The following is a 19,230-nucleotide window of genomic DNA, read 5'->3' on the forward strand; positions in this document are numbered from 1 at the left end:
GCTCATGGATGGGCCGGCGGGTCGAGGCCGAGGCTCTGGCGCAGCTTCGTTTCGATCGCGCGGCGCTGCTCGTCCGGTTTCTTCAACACGCAGAGCGTGCACAGTTCGCCGTCTTCGGCGGTGTAGAAGCGACAGCATCCGCCGCGCGAGCGAACCGTGCGGGACGCGAGGACACGCGCGGCGTCGGACGGGTCCGACACCGAGACGGTGAGATAGTGAAGCTCTTTGTTGGCGAGCGGCGATTGCGGCGTCTTGAGCACCGCGAGCGCGGCGTCACATGCGCGGGCTTCCTCGCCGAGCCGGCGCCCGGCCTCGAGGAAGGTCGCGGCGACGGAATCGGCGACGAGGCGCCACATCGCGGAGGGCGACAGGCGTGTCATGTCGTTCAATGACGCGATCAGCGGGGCGAAATGGTCTTCGATCTCGATCCGCATCCGGTCGAGAAGGCCGGCTTGCGAGGCAACCTTGTGGGCGTCGGGATGGTCGTCCTCGCGATCGGTCCAGTAGGCGCCATCGAAGCGAAAGGCCAGATCGTCGACGACGACGGTCCGTCCACCGCGCTCGATCTCGCGCCGGCCGATCCGCAGCCTCGTCCGCGTCGGACAAAGGTCCGGGAGCCGGCCCGCGACGAGCACCGGGACGACCGAGGCGATCGACACCTGGGAGGCGTAGGACAGGATGAGGTAGGCGGCGCGGCCCATGCGATCGGGCGGCTTCGGACCGCCGACGATGCCGAGCGCCCGTTCAAGAAACGGCCGGTCCTCGAAGGTCTCCGCCGCGGTGCGAAACCCCTCGGCGGCCGGTCCCACCTCGAGGCGTGGCCGCTCGAAGTGGGCCGCCATCGCCGCGAAGGTGACCGCCAGCGGGTGCGCGGCGCTGTTGGCATCGTTGCAGTCAGCAACCGTCATGGCGGCTCTCCGTCACCGCGCACGCCTCAAAAGCGGAGCGTGCCGCGCAGACCGAACTCCCGTCCCTCGCCGATGGTGGCGAACGTGTTTCCGGCGCCGATGCTGGTCAGATACTCTTCGTTGAAGAGGTTGCGCACGTAGCCGGAAATGCGGGCCGGACCATATTCGTAGCCGAGCTGGGCGTTCACCAGCGTGTACGAGTCGACATAACGATCGTTCGTCAGATCGTCGTCGGAATAGAAGCCGTCAGTGAAGGTGACGTCGGCCGCGGCGTAAAGGCCGCTATGGTGCTTCACGATACCGCCGACGGTAAACGTCACGGCCGGCGCACCGGGGAAGGCGTTGCCCGAGATGTCGACTTCGGCGTTGTCCACGACGACCACGGCCTTGTCATATTCGGTGTGGAGGAGACCGAGAGAGCCGAACACCTCCACATATTCGAGCGGCCGGTAATGCAGCTCGAACTCGGCGCCATAGGCGTGGCTGTCCGCAGCGTTGCGCACGATCGTCTGGCCAGGAAAGGCCGGGTTATAGGTGGGCACCTGTTGATCGCGATAATCGTAGTAGAAGCCGTTGGCGTTGAACTGGAGCCTGTCGTTCAGCCAGCGCGAGCGATAGGCAAGCTCGTAGGCCCACAGATATTCCGGATCGACTTCGTTGATGTCGGCGCGTCCGGCTACGGCCTCGGAGAAGCCGGCGCGATAGCCGCGGCTGACCGTGGCGGCGATGGTGTGGCCCTCGAAGACGTCGAAGGCGAGGCCGATCTTCGGAAGCACCACCGGGTTGCCGACCGAATTGTCTTCGTCGAGCGAGCCATAAGCGGGCGTGGGCACGCAGCCGATCGCCTGGCATGTCCCGATATTCACGGCGGTCTGATCGAAATCGAGCGCCTGGCCGGTGAGCTTCGAGCCGACCTCTTCATAGAGCACACGGCCGCCGCCGATCAGGGTCAGGCGGTCGAAGAGCGTATAGCGCGCCTCGCCATAGGCCGCGATGGTGGAGTTGGTGAACCGGCCCTCGAGATCCTGCACCGTCACGTTCGGCAGACCGAAGACGGCCGATGTCGGCAGGCCGAGGCCCGGCACCGTGTCGGCCGTGATGTGCGAGGACGTATCGTTGCGCTGGTAGCTCCCGTAGATGCCGAAGAGACCCGAGAGGGGGACGTCCGGGTTCTCGTAGGCGATGTTCACGTCCTGGGCGAAGGTGTGGATGTCGCGCGTATCCCCCCGGGCGAAAGTGGACCCCTCCGGCGAACGGATCGACACACGCGTGTCGACGAAGGAGCTGAGGGAGCTCAGCGTGAAGTGCTCGAGAAACGTGTACTCGATATCGGCGACATAGCGGTTGACGTTGGTGTCGCGCAGCTCCGCGGCCGTACCCGTCGGATCGTCGTAGACCCGAGCGAAAAAGTCCGGTCCGGTGACGGCGTCCCAACCGGGCTTATCGTGCGTATGGCTGATCGAGAAGACCGCGCGAAGGCCCGGCAGCGCCGCCGGCGTGACGAGCAGCTTGCCGCGTATCTCCTGGAACTCCTCCTCGCCGAGCGAGGCGAAGCGCGGGTCGACGAAGTCGATGTCTTTCGTCTTCTTGAAAGACTGGGCGGCGACCCTCACGGCGACCTGGTCGGCAATGACCGGCACGTTGGCGACGACGGCGCCGGAAAGATAATCGTTGTTGCCGGCCTCGCCCTCCAGGATCAGCTCGGGCGTATAGACCGGGTCTTTCGTGTTGATGATGACCGCACCGCCGAGAGCGTTCGGCCCCTGCAACGTGGATTGCGGGCCGCGATAGACCTCGATCTGCTCGACGTCCCAGATGCCGCGGCTGCCGCGGCGTGTCGCCTCGACGCCTTGGATGGCCCCGTCGACGGACACCTGGACGATGGGCGATGAACGCGCGCTGGGCTGCGTCACACCTTCGGCATTGAGGCCGCGGATCGAGATATTGGCGTTCCCCTGACCGCTCGGCAGGGCGCGCACGTTCGCGATCAGATTGAGAGCCTGGTTGAGGTCGTCGATCGGCAGATCGTCGATCTCCTCGCTGGTGACGACGCCGACGCTCGAATAGGTCTCCGACTGGTCGCGGGCCACCTTTTCGCCGGTGACGACGATTTCCTGCAGCACGATGACGCCGTCGGAAACGATTGTTCCGTCGTCCGACGAGACCACCACGGGGTCTTGCGCAGAGGTGGGCGCGGTGAGGAGCATCAGGAGGCCGACGCTCGCGATGGAGGCGGATTTTAACGCTCCATTCGTCCCTGCACGACGCGTCACATTCGTCCCCATATCGGCTCCAACCTCGTTCGCACGTCTCGACGACGGCGCTGTCAACGTCCCCCTATGCCTGCAATGAGCGCGTTCGACCCACAACGCGCGAGGATAATTCAACGCCATTTCATCGGGTGTGTAGAGATATACTGTGTCTCTGTTGCATCAAGGCAAAATAATTCTAGGAATCCGATGAATTTGTTTTGGTCTCGCTCAAGATCAACAATGTGAATTGAATAATTCTAGCAATAAACTGCGGTGGCCGCGGAGAGGGGGCTGTCCGCCGCCGGAATGCCGGCCGGGCAGTGCCATCGGCTGACGGGCTGGCGGCGAGCCCCGTTCGGTCGCTCCGCCGCGCAAAGCGGTTGGCTTCGCGGCGAGACATGCATTCATCGCGACGCATCTCCTGCCGATCGTGATCTGAAATTTGCCCGGAACGCCTAGCGATTCGGCCGAAAATGCGCTGCGATCCGCATGAATCCCTATAATCCCTATTGATTCAATCGGAATTATAGGGATTCATGCGTGAGGAACCACTCATCGTGGTGACGATCGCAATTTGAGGAGGGCATATGACCCATCAGCCGCGCCACATGAAGCTCGGGGCATTCCTCTATCCGACCGGCCATCACGTCGCCGCATGGCGACACCCGGAATCGGACGCGGATGCCGGCATCAATATCCGCCACTATCAACGGCTGGCGGCCACGGCCGAACGAGGCCTGTTCGATTTGATCTTTCTGGCCGACGGGGTCGGCGTCCGCGGTGAGGAGCTTGCCGCGCTATCACGCACCGCCGTGCGTTATGTGGGCCAGTTCGAGCCGCTGACGCTTTTGTCCGCGCTGTCGGCCGTGACCTCGCGGGTCGGCCTCGTCGCCACCGTGTCGACCACCTACGACGCGCCGTTTCACATCGCGCGCCGCTTCGCCTCCCTCGATCATTTGTCGGGTGGGCGCGCCGGTTGGAACGTCGTCACCTCCGCCGACGACCACGAGGCGATGAATTTCGGGCTCGACGGCCAGATTCCTCCCGCGATCCGCTACGCTCGGGCCGAAGAGGCCGTCGACGTCGTGGCGGCGTTGTGGGACTCGTGGGACGACGACGCGTTTCACCGCGACAAGGAAAGCGGGATCTATTTCGACCCGCGCGGCTATCACGTCACCGGCCATCGGGGCGAGTTCTTCAAGGTCCGCGGACCGCTCAATGTCCCGCGCTCGCCGCAGGGCCGGCCCTTGATCGTCCAAGCCGGTTCATCGGAGCCCGGACGCGCGCTCGCGGCGCGCACCGCCGACGCCGTCTTCACCGCGACCCAGACGGTCGAGGAAGGGCGGGCCTATTATGCCGACATCAAGCGCCGGATGCCGAATTATGGTCGGGATCCGTCCGAACTCCTCGTGATGCCCGGCGTGTTCCCGGTCGTCGCGCCGACGCGGGCGGAGGCCGAGGACCGGTTTGCCGATCTCCAGTCGCTGATCCACCCGGCCGTCGCCGTCGATTATCTTTCCCAGCATGTCGGTGCCGACCTCTCGGCCTATGACATCGACGGGCCGATGCCCGATCTGCCGCCGACGACGTTCATGAAGAGCCGGCGCGACGTGCTCGTCGCCCGCGCGAGGCGCGACGACCTCACGATCCGGGAGCTTGCACTCTCGATGGCCGGCGCCCGCGGCCATTGGCAGATCGTCGGCACCGCGAGGGACATCGCCGACGCCTTGCAGGAGCGCTTCGAGGGCGGCGCGGCCGACGGGTTCAACGTGATGGCGCCGATCCTGCCCGCCGACCTCACGCGTTTCGTCGATCTCGTGATCCCGGAGCTGCAACGGCGCGGCCTGTTCCGCACCGCCTATGAGGGGCCGACGCTGCGGCATCAGCTCGGCATTGCTCGCCCCGAACGCGGCCACTGGACCGCGCGCCGTACGGCGCGGCCGATCGCGGCGGAATAGACGCCGATTTCCTCACTGACCTAGCGAACGAGAATGATCATGATACAATCCACGGTGTACCGAAGCGCCGCGGCGCTTCTCGGATGCACGTTCCTTTTCGCCGCCCAGCCCGCGGCGCAGGCCGAAGGATCGCTGCGGATCGTCGAGCAATTCGGCCTCACCTATCTGCCGCTCCACGTGATGCGCGATCAGGAACTGATCGCCAAGCACGCCGCCGCGCACGATGTCGAGATCGATGTCGAATGGCGCCAGGTGAGCGGTGGCGCCGCGGCCAATGACGCGCTCTTGTCCGGCTCGGTCGATGTCGTCGCCGCCGGCATCGCGCCGCTCCTCACCATCTGGGACCGCACGCGGGGCAATCTCGATGTGCGCGGCATCGCCGCCATCGGGGCGCACAACTCGAAACTCGTCACCAACAATCCGAACGTGAAGACGATCGCCGACTTCACCGAGGCCGACCGCATCGCCGTCCCGTCGGTCGGGGTGTCGCAACAGGCGCGCACGCTCCAGATGGCCGCGATGCAGCTTTGGGGCACGGACGCGTGGGACAGGCTCGACCGCCTCACCGTCGCCTTGCCGCATCCCGACGCCACCCAGGCCATCCTCTCGACGAGCGGGTCCGTGACGGCCCACTTCTCGAACGAGCCCTTCCAGTATCAGGAGCTCGCCGCCCCCGGCACGCACGTGGTGACCGACAGCGTGGCGGTTTTCGGCGGCGAGGCGACCTCGACCGTCGTCTACGCGGCGGCTCGCTGGCGGGAGGACAATCCGAAGACATACGCCGCCTTCCTCGATGCTCTCGACGAGGCGTCCGACTATATCGAGGCCAACCCGGAAGGCGCGGCGGACGTGTTCCTGCGGGTGTCCGGGTCCGGCCTCGACCGCGACCTCGTGATCGCGATCCTCAACGATCCCGGCATGAATTTCGGCACGCTTCCGCTGAACACGGAAAAGCTCGCCCGCTTCATGCACGAGGTCGGGGCGATCCGGACCGCGCCGGAGACCTGGCAGGATTATTTCTTCGACGACATCCACGACCGGCCGGGGAGCTGACGCATGAGCATCAACCGGGATGTCGCCGTCTTCGATCAATATCGAGCGGCGACCAAGGCGCCGGTCCTCGCCGCGGAGCATCTGTCTCTCGGCTATGCCGGCGCCAGCGGCGTGGTCGCCGCGGTCGACGATGTCAGCTTCAAGATCGCGGAGGGCGACAGGCTCGTCCTCCTCGGCCCCTCCGGCTGCGGCAAGTCTTCGATCCTGCGAGCGGTCGCCGGATTCCACACGCCGACCCGCGGCCGCATCCTGTCACGGGGCCGGCCGATCGACGGGCCGGGACCCGACCGCGTCGTGGTGTTTCAGGAGTTCGATCAGCTTCTGCCGTGGAAGAGCGCACGGGAGAATGTCGCGTTTCCGCTGGTCCACGCACGCGGCGAATCCCGACGCCTCGCGCGGGAACGGGCCGACGAGGCGCTCGAACTCGTCGGTCTCCTTCGTGCCCGCAATTCCTACCCGCACGAGCTTTCGGGCGGCATGAAGCAACGCGTCGCGATCGCGCGGGCGCTCGCGATGGAGCCCGACGTCCTTCTGATGGACGAGCCGTTCGCCGCGCTCGATGCACTGACCCGGCGAAAGATGCAGTCGGACCTGCTCGCGGTGGTGGAGCGGGTCGGGGCCACGCTCCTCTTCGTCACCCATTCGATCCAGGAGGCCGTGATGATCGGCACGCACCTTCATCTCCTGTCGCCGCATCCAGGTCGCACCGTCGCCGAATTCGAGGTCACGGGGCGCTCCGACGCGGAACGGAAGTCGACCGTGCGCGAGGTCGAGCGTCTGCTCGTCGGCGAGGAGGTGGCGGCATGAGCGAGATTGCCCAACCGTTCGCCCCTCGCGTATCCGCGTCGCTGGTGCGTGTCGCGAACACGCCCGCGGCCCGCCGCATTGCGGCGGTCCTCGTGCTCATCCTCGCATGGGAGCTGGCCGCGATCCTTCAGAACAATCCGATCATGTTGCCGCGCTTTTCCGCGACCGTGCTCGCCGCGATCGATGCGATCCGCTCGGACAATATCGTCGGTGCCGTCTGGGTCTCGCTCAGCGTGCTCTTGAAGGGATATGCGATCGCCCTCGCCGTCACGCTCGCCCTCGTCGCGGCGGCAGCGGTCAACGGGTTCGCGCGCGACATGCTGCAAATGCTGACGGCGATGTTGAACCCGCTGCCGGCGATCGCCCTGTTGCCGCTCGCGCTCTTGTGGTTCGGTCTCGGCGAGACGAGCATCATCTTCGTCCTCTGCCATGCCGTGGTCTGGCCCCTGTCGCTCGCCGCGCTCACCGGCTTCGACACGGTGCCGCCGACCCAACGCCTTGTCGGCCGCAATTACGGCCTCTCGGGCCCCAAATTTCTCGCCCTCATCCTGATCCCGGCGGCGCTTCCCTCGTTGCTGTCGGGCCTCAAAATCGGCTGGGCCTTCGCCTGGCGCACGCTGATCGCGGCCGAACTCGTGTTCGGCGTGACCTCGGGCTCCGGCGGCCTCGGCTGGTTCATCTTCCGCAATCGCAACGACCTCCTGACCGACAAGGTCTTCGCGGGCCTCGCGACCGTGATCGCCATCGGTCTCCTCGTCGAAATTCTGGTGTTCCGGACGATCGAGCAACGCACCGTCCGGCGTTGGGGGATGGCACGATGAAACCGACGTTCAATTCACCGGGCGAGCCGGAACGCAAGTCGGTTCACGTGCTCGTCGTCGGGGGTGGTGCGAGCGGCCCCATTCTCGCCGCGCATCTCCTGCGCCTCGATCACAATATGCGCGTGACGCTCGTCGAGAAGCGGACCGAGATCGGCGGTGTTGCGTACACGACGCCCGACACGGCCCACACGCTGAACACGCGCTCGGGGAATATGAGCGCCTTCGAGGCGGAGCCGGACCACTTTTGCCGATGGCTTGCGGGCCGGAAGGACGACGACGGTGGAAGCGATCCGAGCGCGTTCGTGCCGCGCGCGGTCTATGGCGCATATCTGCGCGACCTGTTGCGGCCCTATGAGAGACGAAGCGGGGACGGCCGTCTCACTCTCCTGCGCGGGGAATGCGTCGATCTCCACATGTCGGACAAAGGCGCGGTCGGAGAGCTCGCGGACGGCCGGTCGATCCGCGCCGACGCCGTCGTGCTGGCGACGGGCTATGCCGAGCCGGCGCACAACCGCAACGGGCTCGATTCACCCTGGGCGATCCCGGCGGGTGATCCGATGCGGCCGGTGGTGATCGTCGGAACCGGCCTCACGATGGTCGACTGTACGCTCACCCTCCTCGGCCGCGGGCAGCAAGCCCCCATCATCGCGCTGTCGCGGCGGACCTTGCTGCCGCAGCCGCATCGCCGCAACGCCGTTCAACCTCTCGACCGCAGAGACATCCCGGTGGGCGCGAGCGCCGCCGCCACCATGGCGTGGTTGCGCCGGACCATCGACACGCTCGGATTGGAGGACGGGGACTGGCGGCCGGTCGTCGACGGGCTGCGCCCCCATGCCCAGAGGCTTTGGCAAAGCGCCCCCGACAGCGCGAAACGCTGCTTTCTGCGTCATGCCCGTGTCCACTGGGAGTCCCACCGGCATCGGATGCCGCCGCACTCCGCACAGATCATCGAAGCGGCACGCCAGTCCGGCGCGTTGACCATGGTCCGCGGCGCCTTTCTGGGGGCCGAACAGAACTGGGACACGGTCAAGGTCCGTTATCGTCCGGCCGGCTCGCGCATGGTCTGCGAGATCGCCGCGGGTCAGGCCATCGACGCACGCGGCGTGTTGCGGGACCCGGAGCGGGACGCCTCGCCCCTTCTCAAGGCGTTGTTCACGAAGGGCCACGCGCGGGTCGACCCGTCGCGGCTCGGCCTCGACGTCGATGAGCATTGCGCCGTCATCGGCGCGGATGGAGAGGCGACGCCCGGCCTCTGGGCGGTCGGTCCCGTCACGCGCGCCCGCTTCTGGGAGATCACCGCCGTGCCCGACATCCGTGTGCAGGCGGCCCATCTCGCCAGCACCCTCTTCGTCTCGCTCGCAGGGGCACCGATCCGTTCGCCGCAGGCGGATGTCCTGCGATCCGTTAGGAGCTGACCCCCATGATGCATTTCACCCTGTTCGGCCTCGCCGGCAGCCTCAACCGCCCCTCGCGCACGCGATTGCTCGTCGAAGAGGCGGTCGGGATGGCGGAGGACCGCTTCGGCGTTCGCACGTCGGTCGCCGACCTCATCGATATCGGCCCCTCACTCGGCGGCGCGCGCCGTCTGTCCGACCTCGATCGCGAGGCTCGGACCGTCGTGGACGGGCTTCTCGGCGCGGATGCGCTCGTGGTGGGAACGCCGGTCTATAAAGGAAGCTATACGGGCCTCTTCAAGCACCTGTTCGATCTTCTCGACCCGTCCGATCTCGCCGACAAGCCCGTGCTTCTCGCCGCGACCGGCGGCGGCGATCGGCACGCGCTCGTCGTGGAGCATCAGCTTCGACCGCTGTTCGGCTTTTTCGGCGCCCATTCGCTCGCCACCGCGGTTTATGCGTCCGAGCAGGATTTTGCCGACGGCCGCCTCGTCTCCACCCCGCTGCGTGAGCGCGTCGCGCGCGCGGTCGATGGTTTCGCGCCCTTCCTGCCGGCGGCCGTGCCGGTCGCCCACGCGCGGGCCGGTTGACGACCGACCTCGGGGGTCGGGAAGACGGAACGACGGTGCGCGCCGTTCCGCACGCGGACGTGGTCCGATGGACCGGACGCCGCGGGCGGAGCGGCGACGGGGGACAGGACGGTCCGTGTTGACTAGGATGGGTTTGCAACCCAGCAACCGGACGCTCAAAGCGGATCAAGTCTTTGCGTCATCGACCGCGAGCGGATGATGCCGAACCTCAACGACTTCGTTCTCTTCGTTCATATCGTCGATCGCGGCGGCTTCTCCGCCGCCAGCCGTGCACTCCAAATTCCGAAATCGACACTCAGCCAACGGCTGATGAAGCTCGAGCAGGATCTCGGCGTGCGCTTGCTCAATCGCTCGTCGCGTCACGTCAGGCTGACCGAGGCCGGCCGCGATTTCTACACCCACGCCGCAGGGATGCTGCGCGAAGCCGAGATGGCCGAGACGGTCGTTCGTCAACGCATGGCGGAGCCGAGCGGCCTTGTCCGATACACGGCTGCCCCCGCGACGACCCAGTTCGCGCTATCCAAGATGATTCCCGAGTTTCTTTCGAAGTTTCCCAAGGTTCGCGTCGCATCCCACGCAACGAACCGGGATGTCGACATCGTCGGAGAGAATTTCGACCTCGCCATTCGCGCCCACAGCACACCGCTGCCCGATTCCAATCTCGTACAGCGGACGCTGGTGACGATGAATTGGCATCTTTATGCGGGAACGTCCTACATCGCGAGGCACGGTGAGCCGCTCACGCCGGACGAACTCCATGCTCATCCGACGTTGGCGATGACGCGCACGGCGCAGGCGACGAGCTGGCGGCTCCACCCTGTCGGCGATGAACGCGACGTCGTCGAGACGGCGCTCACCCCAAGGCTCACGAGCAACGACATGGTCGAGCTTCAGAAGGCGGCGATCAATGGGCTCGGTATCACCGCGTTGCCGAGCTATGTGTGCCGCGAAGCGGTCGAGGCCGGGACGCTGCGCTGCGTTCTGCCGGATTGGTCCGCCGGGGTCGGGAGCCTCACCGCGCTGCTGCCCTCCCGCACGCAAATGCTGCCGTCGGTCCGCGCCTTCGTCGACCATCTGATCGTCGAGATGCCGAAGCTCGCCCCGCCGCCAAATTCTTGACATCGTGGGCCGCCGCGCCGGACGCGCGCGCGTTCCGCCGGCGAGGCCCGCGGGACGCATCTCCGCGGGATTGCCGATCGGGGACCGTCCGATGGAAGACCTAAGCCCGCCGCGCGTTCGCTTCGATATCCTCGCTCGATGCGGCGGTTGCTCCGGGATCGGTCGTTGAGGCTTGGTGCTTCGCCTGCCTCATGTCGCGCACCGGCGGCGCCCCGAACATCCGCCCATATTCGCGGGTGAAATGCGGCACGCTCTGATAGCCGACGGAATAGGCCGCGTTACCGGCCGACAGCCCCTCGGACATCATCAGACGGCGCCCTTCGATCAGCCGGAGCTGCTTCTGGAATTGCAGCGGCGTGAGCGTGGTGATGGCGCGAAAATGGTGGTGAAAGGTGGACAGGCTCATGCCGGCGGCGTCGGCGAGCCGTTCGAGGCCGAGCGGTTTTGCGTAATTCTCGCGGATCAGCGCGACCGCCTTGCCGATCCGTTGCGCATGGCCGTCGGTGACGCCCAGCCGGCGGATCGCGTCGCCATGCCGGCCGGCGAGCAGCCAGAAATGAAACTCACGGACGAGTTGCGCCTGCAGCACCGGCAGGGCGGCGGGGCGATCGAGTACGCGCACGAGGCGCAACGCCGCCTCGGCGACCTCGACCTCGGTCGGCTCGATCCGCACCGGGCCGCCGACCGAGGCCCGAGCCGCCTGCATCTCCATGGCGAGCGACGCGATCACCGCCGGATCGAGTTCGAGCACCAGGGAGTAATAGGGAGCGTTCATATTCGCGCGCGTGATCTGGCTCACGGTCGGCACGTCGGCCGCGATCAGCAGCGAGTCGCCGGCGCTCAGTTCAAAGGTTTGACGGCCCATCGTCACACGCTTGCTGCCCTGCACGACGACGGCCACATGGGGCCTGTAGATCGCATATTGCAGCGGGCTGGGGCGCGTCGCGCGGAACATGTCGAGCCCCGCCACCGGCGTTCGAGCGACACCGAGATCGTCGGTGTGGCGATCGGCATAGCGGCGGACCTCGTCGAGCAAAGATGTCGTCATAGGCCCAAATCTACGCCGATCGGTTGACCGCTCAAGCCGCATCGGAGAATCGGGCAAAAACGGCAAAGCGCCCGGCAGCACGCCCGCCGCCAAGGTGGCGATATCTCGGCCGGCCGCCGTACGGCGACCGGCGGAAGCGGCCGATCAGATCGACTGGCCGCCCGATACCTCGATGCGCTGGGCGTTAATCCAGCGATTGTCGGGGCCGAGAAGGCTCGCCACCATCGGACCGATATCGTCCGGCACGCCGACGCGGCCGAGCGCGGTCACGTCTGCGAACTGCGCGTTGAGGTCCGGCATGTCGCGCACCGCTCCGCCGAGAAAGTCGGTCTCGATCGCGCCGGGCGCGACGGTGTTGACCGCGATGCCGCGCCCGCCGAGCTCTTTTGCGAGATAGAGGGTCAAAATCTCCACGGCACCCTTGGCGGCCGAATAGGCCGCGAAGCCGGGAACGGAGATGCGTGTCAAGCCACTCGAAAAATTCACGATCCGGCCGCCGTCGGCGAGGATCGGCAAGAGCGACTGGGTGAGGAAGAAGACGCCCTTGACGTGCGTGTCGAATAGCGCGTCGAACTGCGCCTCGGTGGTGTCGGCGAAGCTCGTCATTTCACCATGGCCGGCATTGTTGACCAGATGGTCGATCCGGTCGCGCCCCCAATGGGCCGCCAGCGCCGCGCGCACGGCATCGGCGAATCCGCCGAACGTCGCGACATCGCCGACATCGAGTTGCAGCGCGACGGCCTTGCGCCCCAGTCCTTCGATCTCGGCGATGACGGCCTTCGCGGCCGCTTCGTCGTTTCGATAGGTGAGGATCACGTCGCCGCCATGGCGCGCGATGCCGATGGCGGTGTTGCGGCCGAGGCCGCGGCTACCGCCGGTGACGAGGGAAATCTTAGTCATCATGGGGATCCTTCGGGGCGTCCGTATCGACGCCCCCGTCTATGCGGGATCCTCCGCCGGCCATGTTGCCCGTTCGTCGGCCTGTCTTGCCTGATTCTCCGAACCAAGGGCGATCGGCCCATTCCGAACGACGATGAAAGCGCGCGCCGCGGGGGCGGTCCGCGGCTGGTCAGGGTGCGCTGCGCTGGTTGCTTCAGGCAGGCCGCGCGGGTTGATCGGCCCGGACCGATTCGCCGATTACGCCGCGAAACCAGGCGTGGCCCGGATCGTCCTGCACGCGCTCGTGCCAGACCATGCGATAGCCGAATTGTCCGAGCTCGACGGGTGGTTCGAGAAGGTCCAGCGGCATCGTGTCGGCGAACACCTTCGCCGCGCGATATGGCATCGTGAGCAGGAGGTCTGAGTTGGCCGCCGCGAGGGCCGCGACCGCGAAATAGGGCAGAACCAGCGCGATTCTGCGCTCCCGGCCGAGAAGCCCGAGCTCCCGGTCGACGGGCCCGGTCCGCCCGCCCGTCACGGTGACGAGAATGTGGGAAAAGGCCAGATAGTCGTCGAGCGCGATCGTGTTCGAGCGCGCGGCGGGATGGCCCGGACGGACGAGGCAGGCGAAGCGCTCGCGATAGAGTTCCTTCGCCATCAGCGCGTTCGGGACCGGATTGTCGCTGTAAAAGACGAGGTCGAGATCGTTGCTTCCGAGTTCGTCGAACGAGGTCGGCGTCAGCGGGGCGATGTCGAGATAGACGTTCGGTGCGGCGACCGAGATCCGCGCCGCGAGCTGCGGCACGACGACGGTCGCGCCATAGTCCGTCGTCGCGATGCGGAACCGCCGCTGCGCCGCGGCCGGCTCGAACGTGTCGGCCGGTTCGAGGACGCGCAGGACACCGGACAGCACGGTCTCCAGCGGTTCGCGCAGCTCGAGCGCGCGCGGGGTAGGCTTCATCTTCGATCCGCTTTTGACGAAGAGCCGATCGTCGAAGAGTTCGCGCAGCGATGCCAACGCACGGCTCGTGGCGGGCTGGCTCATGCCGAGGAGCTTCGCCGTCTGACCGACATTCGACGTCGCCAGAAGGCTGCGCAGAACCACCAGCAGGTTGAGATCGATCTTCCGAAGATTCTGCTCCAGCACGTCGCGTCTCTCCTCGTCCGGGGCGTCGTTATTCGTAAAGCGGATGATGAGTTTTCACAAATCGGCCTTTTGAATAACCCGTCGTGCCTCACCTCATGTCGAGCCGAAAGGCGGCGCATTCTGCCGGTTCGCCGAGCAGGTGCCGCCTGAAACCAGCGAGGTCTGCATGCACGACGATGATCGCCCACCGGCCTTTCCGCTGACGCGCCGGGATACGCTCCGCGCCGGGTCGGCGGTTGCCGCCGCATCGGTGCTCCCGCCGCTGTCGTCCGCCGCGGCCAGCACTCAGAGCATGCCGCTCGAGCCCGGCGCCACGACGACCATCACGACGGTCGTCAACGGCGAGCCGATCACGATCGCCGTGGACACGCGGGCCTCCCTCCTCGACGTCCTGCGGGAGCGGCTCGCCCTCACCGGGGCGAAGAAAGGCTGCGATCACGGCCAGTGCGGCGCGTGCACCGTGCATGTCGACGGCCGCCGCGTCGCCGCGTGCCTGACGCTCGCCGCCAAAGTGGACGGGCGCGAGGTGACGACGATCGAAGGTCTCGGCGAGGAGGCTGCGCTCCACCCGATGCAACAGGCCTTCATCGATCATGACGCCTTGCAATGCGGCTACTGCACGCCCGGCCAGATCATGGCCGCGGTCGCCTGCGTGCGGGAGGGCAACGCGACGAGCCGCGAGCGCATTCGCGACGCCATGAGCGGCAATATCTGCCGCTGCGGTGCCTATGTCGGCATCGTCGCGGCGATCGAGGATGCGGCGGCGAAGATGGGGCAGGGCTGATGCGGGCGATCACCTACACCCGCCCCGCGACCGCGCAGGCGGCGATCACCGCGTTCGCGCAAGCCGGCGAGGGCGCACGCTATATCGCCGGCGGTACGACGCTCTACGACCTGATGAAGCTCGGGATCGAGACGCCGGCGCATCTCGTCGATGTCAGCGCCATCGAGGGGCTCGGATCGATCGACACAGGCGGCGACGTCTTGCGCTTCGGGGGTATGGCCACGATGGCCGACGTCGCCCGTGACCGGGTGGTGATGGAGCGCTATCCGCTGCTCGCCGAGGCGCTGGGAAAGGCCGCCTCGCAGCAGCTTCGCAATATGGCGACCGTCGGCGGCAATCTCCTCCAGCGGACCCGTTGCCTGTATTTCCGCAACGGCGCGAGCGGCCTCTATCCGTGCAACAAGCGCGAGCCCGGCTCGGGTTGCGCCGCCATCGGTGGGCTCGATCGCGGGCAGGCCCTCCTCGGCCAGTCCGACGCCTGCACCGCCGTCTCTCCGGGCGACTGGCCGGTGGCGCTCGTCGCGCTCGACGCCTCGGTCGAGGTCGAGGGCCCGGACGGGACGCGGACGATGCCCGTCGCCGACCTCTACCGGATGCCGGGCGACACGCCGCACCTCGAATTCACGTTGCGGCCAGGCGAGATCATCACCGCCGTCATGGTGCCGGCGACGGCGGCCGGCCGGCGCTCGACCTATCACAAGGTCCGCGATCGCGAGAGCTACGCCTTCGCGCTGGCCTCCGCCGCTGTGGCGCTGGAGATGGACGGCGAGACCGTCCGCGAGGCGCGGATCGCGCTCGGCGGGGTGGCGACGGTGCCCTGGCGCGCCCGCGCCGCCGAGGCCCTCATCAACGGCGCGCCACTCACCCGCGAGCGGGCGCTCGCCACCGGCCATGCCGCATTCGCCGACGCCCGACCGGGCCGGCACAACGCCTTCAAGATCCAGCTCGGCGCCGAAGTCGTCGCCGATGCCGTCATGATCGCCGCCGGGAGAGCCTCATGAGCGCGTTGACACCCACACAGGACCGCATGCGCATCGATGCGCGCGACAAGGTTCTCGGCCGCCCCCTGTTCGCGGCCGACATCCCGCTCCGCGGGCTCCTCCACGCGATGACTACCCCCGCGCGGATCGCCAAGGGCCGCATCACCGCGATCGACACGATGGCCGCTGCGGCGGTGCCGGGCGTGGTCCGCGTCTTCACGCATGAGGATTTCGCCGACCTCCGCGTCACGCCGGCGACGCTCGGTGGCAATCAGCCCGGCTTCCAGCCGCTGACCGGCACCGAGATCGTCTTCCGCGGCCAGCCGGTCGCGCTCGTCGTCGCCGCGACGCTGGAGGCGGCGACGGAGGCCGCCGAGCTCGTCGAAGTGACCTATGAGGCCGCGCCGTTCACCGCGACGATGGATGAGCCCGGCGCCGAGCCGCAGCCTTACGAGACGGCCGTGGAAGCCGGCGATGCGGCCGCGGCGATGGCCTCGGCCGAGGTGACGGTCGATGTCGAATACCGGCACCCGCAAAACCATCACAACCCGCTCGAAATGATCTCGACCACGGCGCACGTCGAGGATGGTCGCCTGATCGTGCGCGAGGGCACGCAGAACACCAATGCGCTGAAGTTCGGCACCGCAGGCGCGCTGGGTCTCGATCCGCAGCGGGTCGACGCGGTCAGCCCCTATATCGGCGGCGGGTTCGGGCAAAAGAACGTCCTTCAGCTTCAGTCGGTCCTCGTCTCGCGGGCGGCGATGGCGCTCGGGCGGCCGGTCAAGCTCGTGATGCCGCGGGCGCAGCTCTTCCACACCGCCTCGCACCGGCCCGCGAGCCGCCACCGCATCCGGCTCGGGGCCTCGCGCGCCGGACGGATTTCGGCCGCGATCTATGAGAGCGACCAGGAGAATGCCCGCTATGACCATTTCCTCCGCTCCGCACACAACGAGGCGGTGAGCCGGCTCTACGGCATTCCCAATTATCTCGGCCGTGAGCGGCTGGTGCGGGTCGACACCAACCCGCCCGGCCATATGCGCGCCCCGCACGAGCACCCTGGGAGCTACGCGTTCGAGAGTGCGGTGGACGAGCTGTCTTATGCGCTCGGCATGGATCCGCTGGCGCTCCGGCTCGCCAACGATGCCGAACGTGACGCGATCAGCGGCAAGCCCTTCACGAGCCGCACACTCGCCGCCTGCCTCGACCGGGGCGCTGCGCTCTTCGGATGGAGCGAACGGCGGGCCGCGCCGCACTCGATGGTCGCCGAGGACGGTTCGCTCGTCGGCTGGGGCGTGGCGAGCGGCGCCTATAAGGGGACCATGTGCCCGTGCGTGGCGCGCCTGCGCGTCCAGGCGGATGGCCTCACGCGCCTGTCGGTCTCCGGTCACGAGATGGGGCAGGGGATTCGCAGCGCGGTCGGCGCCGAGCTGATGGAGCTTCTGCCGATCCGCGCTGACAGGCTGGAAATCCGGCTCGGCGACACCACCGCTATCGATCAGCACCACACCGCCGGCTCCTGGGGAACCGGCGGCGCTGTCCCGGCGGTGCGTGCCGTGGTCGGACGGTTCATGGCGGCGCTGACGGAGCTCGGCGGCCCCCTGCGGCCCGGCGAGAGCGTTCACACGCGGCTGATGGCGTTGAAGCGGCCGGTGCTGGAGGTCGAGATCGAGCATCTCGGCACCAGCCAGGGGCCGGACGCGCTGGAGCGGATGCGGCGCGGCGGGGTCGCGGTGGTCGGGCCGGAGTATCCCGATTTCGTGTCCTTCAGTTGGATCGCCCACTTCGTCGAGGTGCGGGTCGAGCCGACGACACGCCGCATCCGCGTGCCCCGCGTCGTCTCGGTCGCCGATTGTGGACGCGTGATGAACCGGCGCACGGCGACGAGCCAGGTCGCGGGCGGCGTGGTGTGGGGGATCGGCGCGGCCTTGCGTGAGGCGGCGGAAATCGACCCGCGCTATGGCTTCGTCCTCAACAACGACCTCGCGGACTATGTCGTGCCGGTGAACGCCGATATCGGCGCGATCACCGTCGACCTCCTCGATATCGCCGACCCGATGCTCAACGCGTCCGGTGTGCGGGGCGTCGGCGAGGTCGCGATGGTCGGCGCGGCGGCGGCCGTCGCGAACGCCGTCTATCACGCGACCGGCAAGCGCATCCGGCATCTGCCGATCCGCATCGACGACCTGCTCTGACGCCATGGCCGGGGGATCGTCCCCCGCGCCGATCGAGGCTCACCGACGGCGGCCGGCGAAAGGTCGGCCGAAACGGGGACGCCGTCATCAACGACGCCACGCTTTGTCCGGGCGTCGGTGATCGCCAACCGAGACAGGAGTTCATCCCATGCAGTCGCGTCGCGAAATCATGCGTGCGTTCGCAGCGGGGGTCGGCCTCACCGCGATGCCGGCCGCCGTGCTCGCCGAGGCCCCGCTTCTCGATCCGACCCCGGCGTGCGACATCGCCGGGGCGCCGACCCCGACGGCGACGACGGGGCCCTATTTTCGTCCCGGAAGCCCCGAGCGGGCGGACGTGACCGAAGGGCGCCCCGGCGGCACCCCGCTCTTGATCGGCGGCCGGACGCTCGACCGCAATTGCCGGCCCATCGCCGGAGCGCTCGTCGATCTCTGGCAGGCCGACGACGCAGGCCGCTACGACACGAGCGGCACATATTTGCGGGGCCATCAATACGCCGACGATGACGGCCGATGGGCCTTCGCGACGATCGTTCCCGCGCCCTACAGATTCCGCAGCATGCACATCCATTTCCGCGTGCAGCGGCCGGGCGGGCCCGTGCTCACGACGCAGCTCTTCTTTCCCGGCGACCCCAGCCAGGACCGCGATCCGCAGTTCGACCCGCTTCTCCTCCTCACGCCGATCCGGTCGGGCGCCACGCGCGCCGGCCATTTCGATTTCGTGCTCGCTTAGAGCCTTCCCGCCGCCAAAGGAGACACCATGACGATCAACGCAGACGCGCCCAGCGGCTCGACCCCACGCTTCGGGCCGGCCGAGACCAGCGAGCCGCAGCTCTTCATCCCGACGCTCCGGGCGTTCTACGATCGGATGGAGCCGGTCGCCTACGGCCTCATGAGGCTCGCCTTCGGTCTTACGATCGCCACCCACGGCATTCCCAAGATGCTCGGGATCCCGCACGGCTCGATGGCCGATCCGATGGCCGGCTCGACCAACCTGATCGGCAACGTGCTGGGCCTGCCATTCGCCCCTCAGCTCGCGATGTTCGTGGCGCTGCTCGAGACGTTCGGCGGCCTCGCGGTCGCGCTCGGCCTCGCAACGCGCCTCTTCGCGCCGATGCTCGCGGTTCAGATGGCCGTGATCTGTCTGGCGATCGGGCCGACCTACCCGTGGATCGACCGGGGCATCGAGTATCCGCTCATGCTGGGCTTCGTGGCGTTGATGATCGCCATCCGTGGCGGCGGTCGCTATTCCGTCGACCAGCGCCTCGGCGTGGAGCTTTAGGCCCGCGACCGCTGAGCCT

Annotated in this window: 17 protein-coding genes; 12 read left to right on the forward strand and 5 right to left on the reverse strand. The window is 67.5% G+C overall.

Annotated features, from left to right (window positions below; genetic code table 11):
* Positions 1–2 precede the first annotated feature (2 nt).
* Together L1787_RS11320 and L1787_RS11325 are read right to left on the reverse strand one after the other, a co-directional pair.
* Positions 3–908, reverse strand: coding sequence for a ferric iron reductase (locus tag L1787_RS11320; RefSeq protein WP_235708938.1), 906 nt, complete (start codon positions 906–908; stop codon positions 3–5).
* Between the two features lie 26 nt (positions 909–934).
* On the reverse strand, positions 935–3,181 hold the full coding sequence (locus L1787_RS11325) for a TonB-dependent receptor (RefSeq protein ID WP_235708940.1): 2,247 nt from the start codon (positions 3,179–3,181) through the stop codon (positions 935–937).
* A gap of 566 nt (positions 3,182–3,747) precedes the next feature.
* On the opposite strand from L1787_RS11325, the gene L1787_RS11330 reads away from it, so the two are divergent.
* From L1787_RS11330 to L1787_RS11360, 7 genes are all read left to right on the forward strand, one after another.
* A complete protein-coding gene (locus tag L1787_RS11330) occupies positions 3,748–5,118 on the forward strand; it encodes an LLM class flavin-dependent oxidoreductase (RefSeq protein WP_235708942.1) in 1,371 nt (456 codons plus the stop codon).
* A 39-nt stretch (positions 5,119–5,157) separates the two neighbouring features.
* The gene (locus tag L1787_RS11335) at positions 5,158–6,171 is read left to right on the forward strand and encodes an ABC transporter substrate-binding protein (protein WP_235708944.1); all 1,014 of its coding nucleotides are present in this window, start codon (positions 5,158–5,160) and stop codon (positions 6,169–6,171) included.
* Positions 6,172–6,174: 3 nt separating this feature from the next.
* The gene (locus L1787_RS11340; RefSeq protein ID WP_235708945.1) at positions 6,175–6,978 is read left to right on the forward strand and encodes an ABC transporter ATP-binding protein; all 804 of its coding nucleotides are present in this window, start codon (positions 6,175–6,177) and stop codon (positions 6,976–6,978) included.
* Positions 6,975–7,799, forward strand: a complete 825-nt coding sequence (locus L1787_RS11345; protein WP_235708947.1) for an ABC transporter permease — start codon at positions 6,975–6,977, stop codon at positions 7,797–7,799. Before L1787_RS11340 ends, L1787_RS11345 begins: the two co-directional genes overlap by 4 nt.
* Positions 7,796–9,214 carry an FAD/NAD(P)-binding protein gene (locus tag L1787_RS11350; RefSeq protein WP_235708949.1) on the forward strand — a complete coding sequence of 473 codons (1,419 nt, stop codon included), beginning with the start codon at positions 7,796–7,798 and terminating at the stop codon, positions 9,212–9,214. Before L1787_RS11345 ends, L1787_RS11350 begins: the two co-directional genes overlap by 4 nt.
* Positions 9,215–9,219: 5 nt before the next feature.
* Complete coding sequence (msuE, locus tag L1787_RS11355; protein ID WP_235708950.1) at positions 9,220–9,783, forward strand: FMN reductase; 564 nt, start codon at positions 9,220–9,222, stop codon at positions 9,781–9,783.
* A 198-nt stretch (positions 9,784–9,981) separates the two neighbouring features.
* Positions 9,982–10,902, forward strand: a complete 921-nt coding sequence (locus L1787_RS11360) for a LysR substrate-binding domain-containing protein (protein WP_235708951.1) — start codon at positions 9,982–9,984, stop codon at positions 10,900–10,902.
* A 100-nt stretch (positions 10,903–11,002) separates the two neighbouring features.
* Here L1787_RS11360 and L1787_RS11365 read toward each other — a convergent pair whose 3' ends face one another.
* The 3 genes from L1787_RS11365 to L1787_RS11375 all read right to left on the reverse strand — a co-directional run bounded on the left by L1787_RS11365 (position 11,003) and on the right by L1787_RS11375 (position 13,976).
* Complete coding sequence (locus L1787_RS11365; protein ID WP_235709106.1) at positions 11,003–11,950, reverse strand: AraC family transcriptional regulator; 948 nt, start codon at positions 11,948–11,950, stop codon at positions 11,003–11,005.
* A gap of 144 nt (positions 11,951–12,094) precedes the next feature.
* Positions 12,095–12,850 (reverse strand): SDR family NAD(P)-dependent oxidoreductase, encoded by a 756-nt coding sequence (locus L1787_RS11370; RefSeq protein ID WP_235708952.1) that lies wholly within the window; start codon positions 12,848–12,850, stop codon positions 12,095–12,097.
* A gap of 193 nt (positions 12,851–13,043) precedes the next feature.
* Positions 13,044–13,976, reverse strand: coding sequence for a LysR family transcriptional regulator (locus L1787_RS11375; RefSeq protein ID WP_235708953.1), 933 nt, complete (start codon positions 13,974–13,976; stop codon positions 13,044–13,046).
* A 166-nt stretch (positions 13,977–14,142) separates the two neighbouring features.
* Between L1787_RS11375 and L1787_RS11380 the strand changes: the two genes are divergently transcribed.
* The 5 genes from L1787_RS11380 to L1787_RS11400 all read left to right on the forward strand — a co-directional run bounded on the left by L1787_RS11380 (position 14,143) and on the right by L1787_RS11400 (position 19,211).
* Entirely contained in the window at positions 14,143–14,760 is a 618-nt protein-coding gene (locus tag L1787_RS11380) for a (2Fe-2S)-binding protein (protein WP_235708955.1), read from the forward strand.
* Positions 14,760–15,761 carry an FAD binding domain-containing protein gene (locus tag L1787_RS11385; protein ID WP_235708957.1) on the forward strand — a complete coding sequence of 334 codons (1,002 nt, stop codon included), beginning with the start codon at positions 14,760–14,762 and terminating at the stop codon, positions 15,759–15,761. The genes L1787_RS11380 and L1787_RS11385 overlap by 1 nt, the downstream gene beginning before the upstream one ends.
* Positions 15,758–17,932 (forward strand): xanthine dehydrogenase family protein molybdopterin-binding subunit, encoded by a 2,175-nt coding sequence (locus L1787_RS11390; protein ID WP_235708959.1) that lies wholly within the window; start codon positions 15,758–15,760, stop codon positions 17,930–17,932. Before L1787_RS11385 ends, L1787_RS11390 begins: the two co-directional genes overlap by 4 nt.
* 148 nt (positions 17,933–18,080) lie before the next feature.
* Positions 18,081–18,662, forward strand: coding sequence for a dioxygenase family protein (locus tag L1787_RS11395; RefSeq protein ID WP_235708962.1), 582 nt, complete (start codon positions 18,081–18,083; stop codon positions 18,660–18,662).
* A gap of 27 nt (positions 18,663–18,689) precedes the next feature.
* Entirely contained in the window at positions 18,690–19,211 is a 522-nt protein-coding gene (locus tag L1787_RS11400) for a DoxX family protein (protein ID WP_235708963.1), read from the forward strand.
* The last annotated feature ends 19 nt before the right edge of the window (positions 19,212–19,230 follow it).

Origin of the sequence: Acuticoccus kalidii (assembly GCF_021556395.1) — a bacterium.
Taxonomy (GTDB): Bacteria; Pseudomonadota; Alphaproteobacteria; order Rhizobiales; family Amorphaceae; genus Acuticoccus; species Acuticoccus kalidii.

Coding starts and splice junctions, on each gene's coding strand:
- L1787_RS11320 (WP_235708938.1), bottom strand. CDS start 908: ATGACGGTTGCTGACTGCAACGATGCCAACAGCGCCGCGCACCCGCTG.
- L1787_RS11330 (WP_235708942.1), top strand. CDS start 3,748: ATGACCCATCAGCCGCGCCACATGAAGCTCGGGGCATTCCTCTATCCG.
- L1787_RS11335 (WP_235708944.1), top strand. CDS start 5,158: ATGATACAATCCACGGTGTACCGAAGCGCCGCGGCGCTTCTCGGATGC.
- L1787_RS11340 (WP_235708945.1), top strand. CDS start 6,175: ATGAGCATCAACCGGGATGTCGCCGTCTTCGATCAATATCGAGCGGCG.
- L1787_RS11345 (WP_235708947.1), top strand. CDS start 6,975: ATGAGCGAGATTGCCCAACCGTTCGCCCCTCGCGTATCCGCGTCGCTG.
- L1787_RS11350 (WP_235708949.1), top strand. CDS start 7,796: ATGAAACCGACGTTCAATTCACCGGGCGAGCCGGAACGCAAGTCGGTT.
- msuE (WP_235708950.1), top strand. CDS start 9,220: ATGATGCATTTCACCCTGTTCGGCCTCGCCGGCAGCCTCAACCGCCCC.
- L1787_RS11360 (WP_235708951.1), top strand. CDS start 9,982: ATGCCGAACCTCAACGACTTCGTTCTCTTCGTTCATATCGTCGATCGC.
- L1787_RS11365 (WP_235709106.1), bottom strand. CDS start 11,950: ATGACGACATCTTTGCTCGACGAGGTCCGCCGCTATGCCGATCGCCAC.
- L1787_RS11370 (WP_235708952.1), bottom strand. CDS start 12,850: ATGACTAAGATTTCCCTCGTCACCGGCGGTAGCCGCGGCCTCGGCCGC.
- L1787_RS11380 (WP_235708955.1), top strand. CDS start 14,143: ATGCACGACGATGATCGCCCACCGGCCTTTCCGCTGACGCGCCGGGAT.
- L1787_RS11385 (WP_235708957.1), top strand. CDS start 14,760: ATGCGGGCGATCACCTACACCCGCCCCGCGACCGCGCAGGCGGCGATC.
- L1787_RS11390 (WP_235708959.1), top strand. CDS start 15,758: ATGAGCGCGTTGACACCCACACAGGACCGCATGCGCATCGATGCGCGC.
- L1787_RS11395 (WP_235708962.1), top strand. CDS start 18,081: ATGCAGTCGCGTCGCGAAATCATGCGTGCGTTCGCAGCGGGGGTCGGC.
- L1787_RS11400 (WP_235708963.1), top strand. CDS start 18,690: ATGACGATCAACGCAGACGCGCCCAGCGGCTCGACCCCACGCTTCGGG.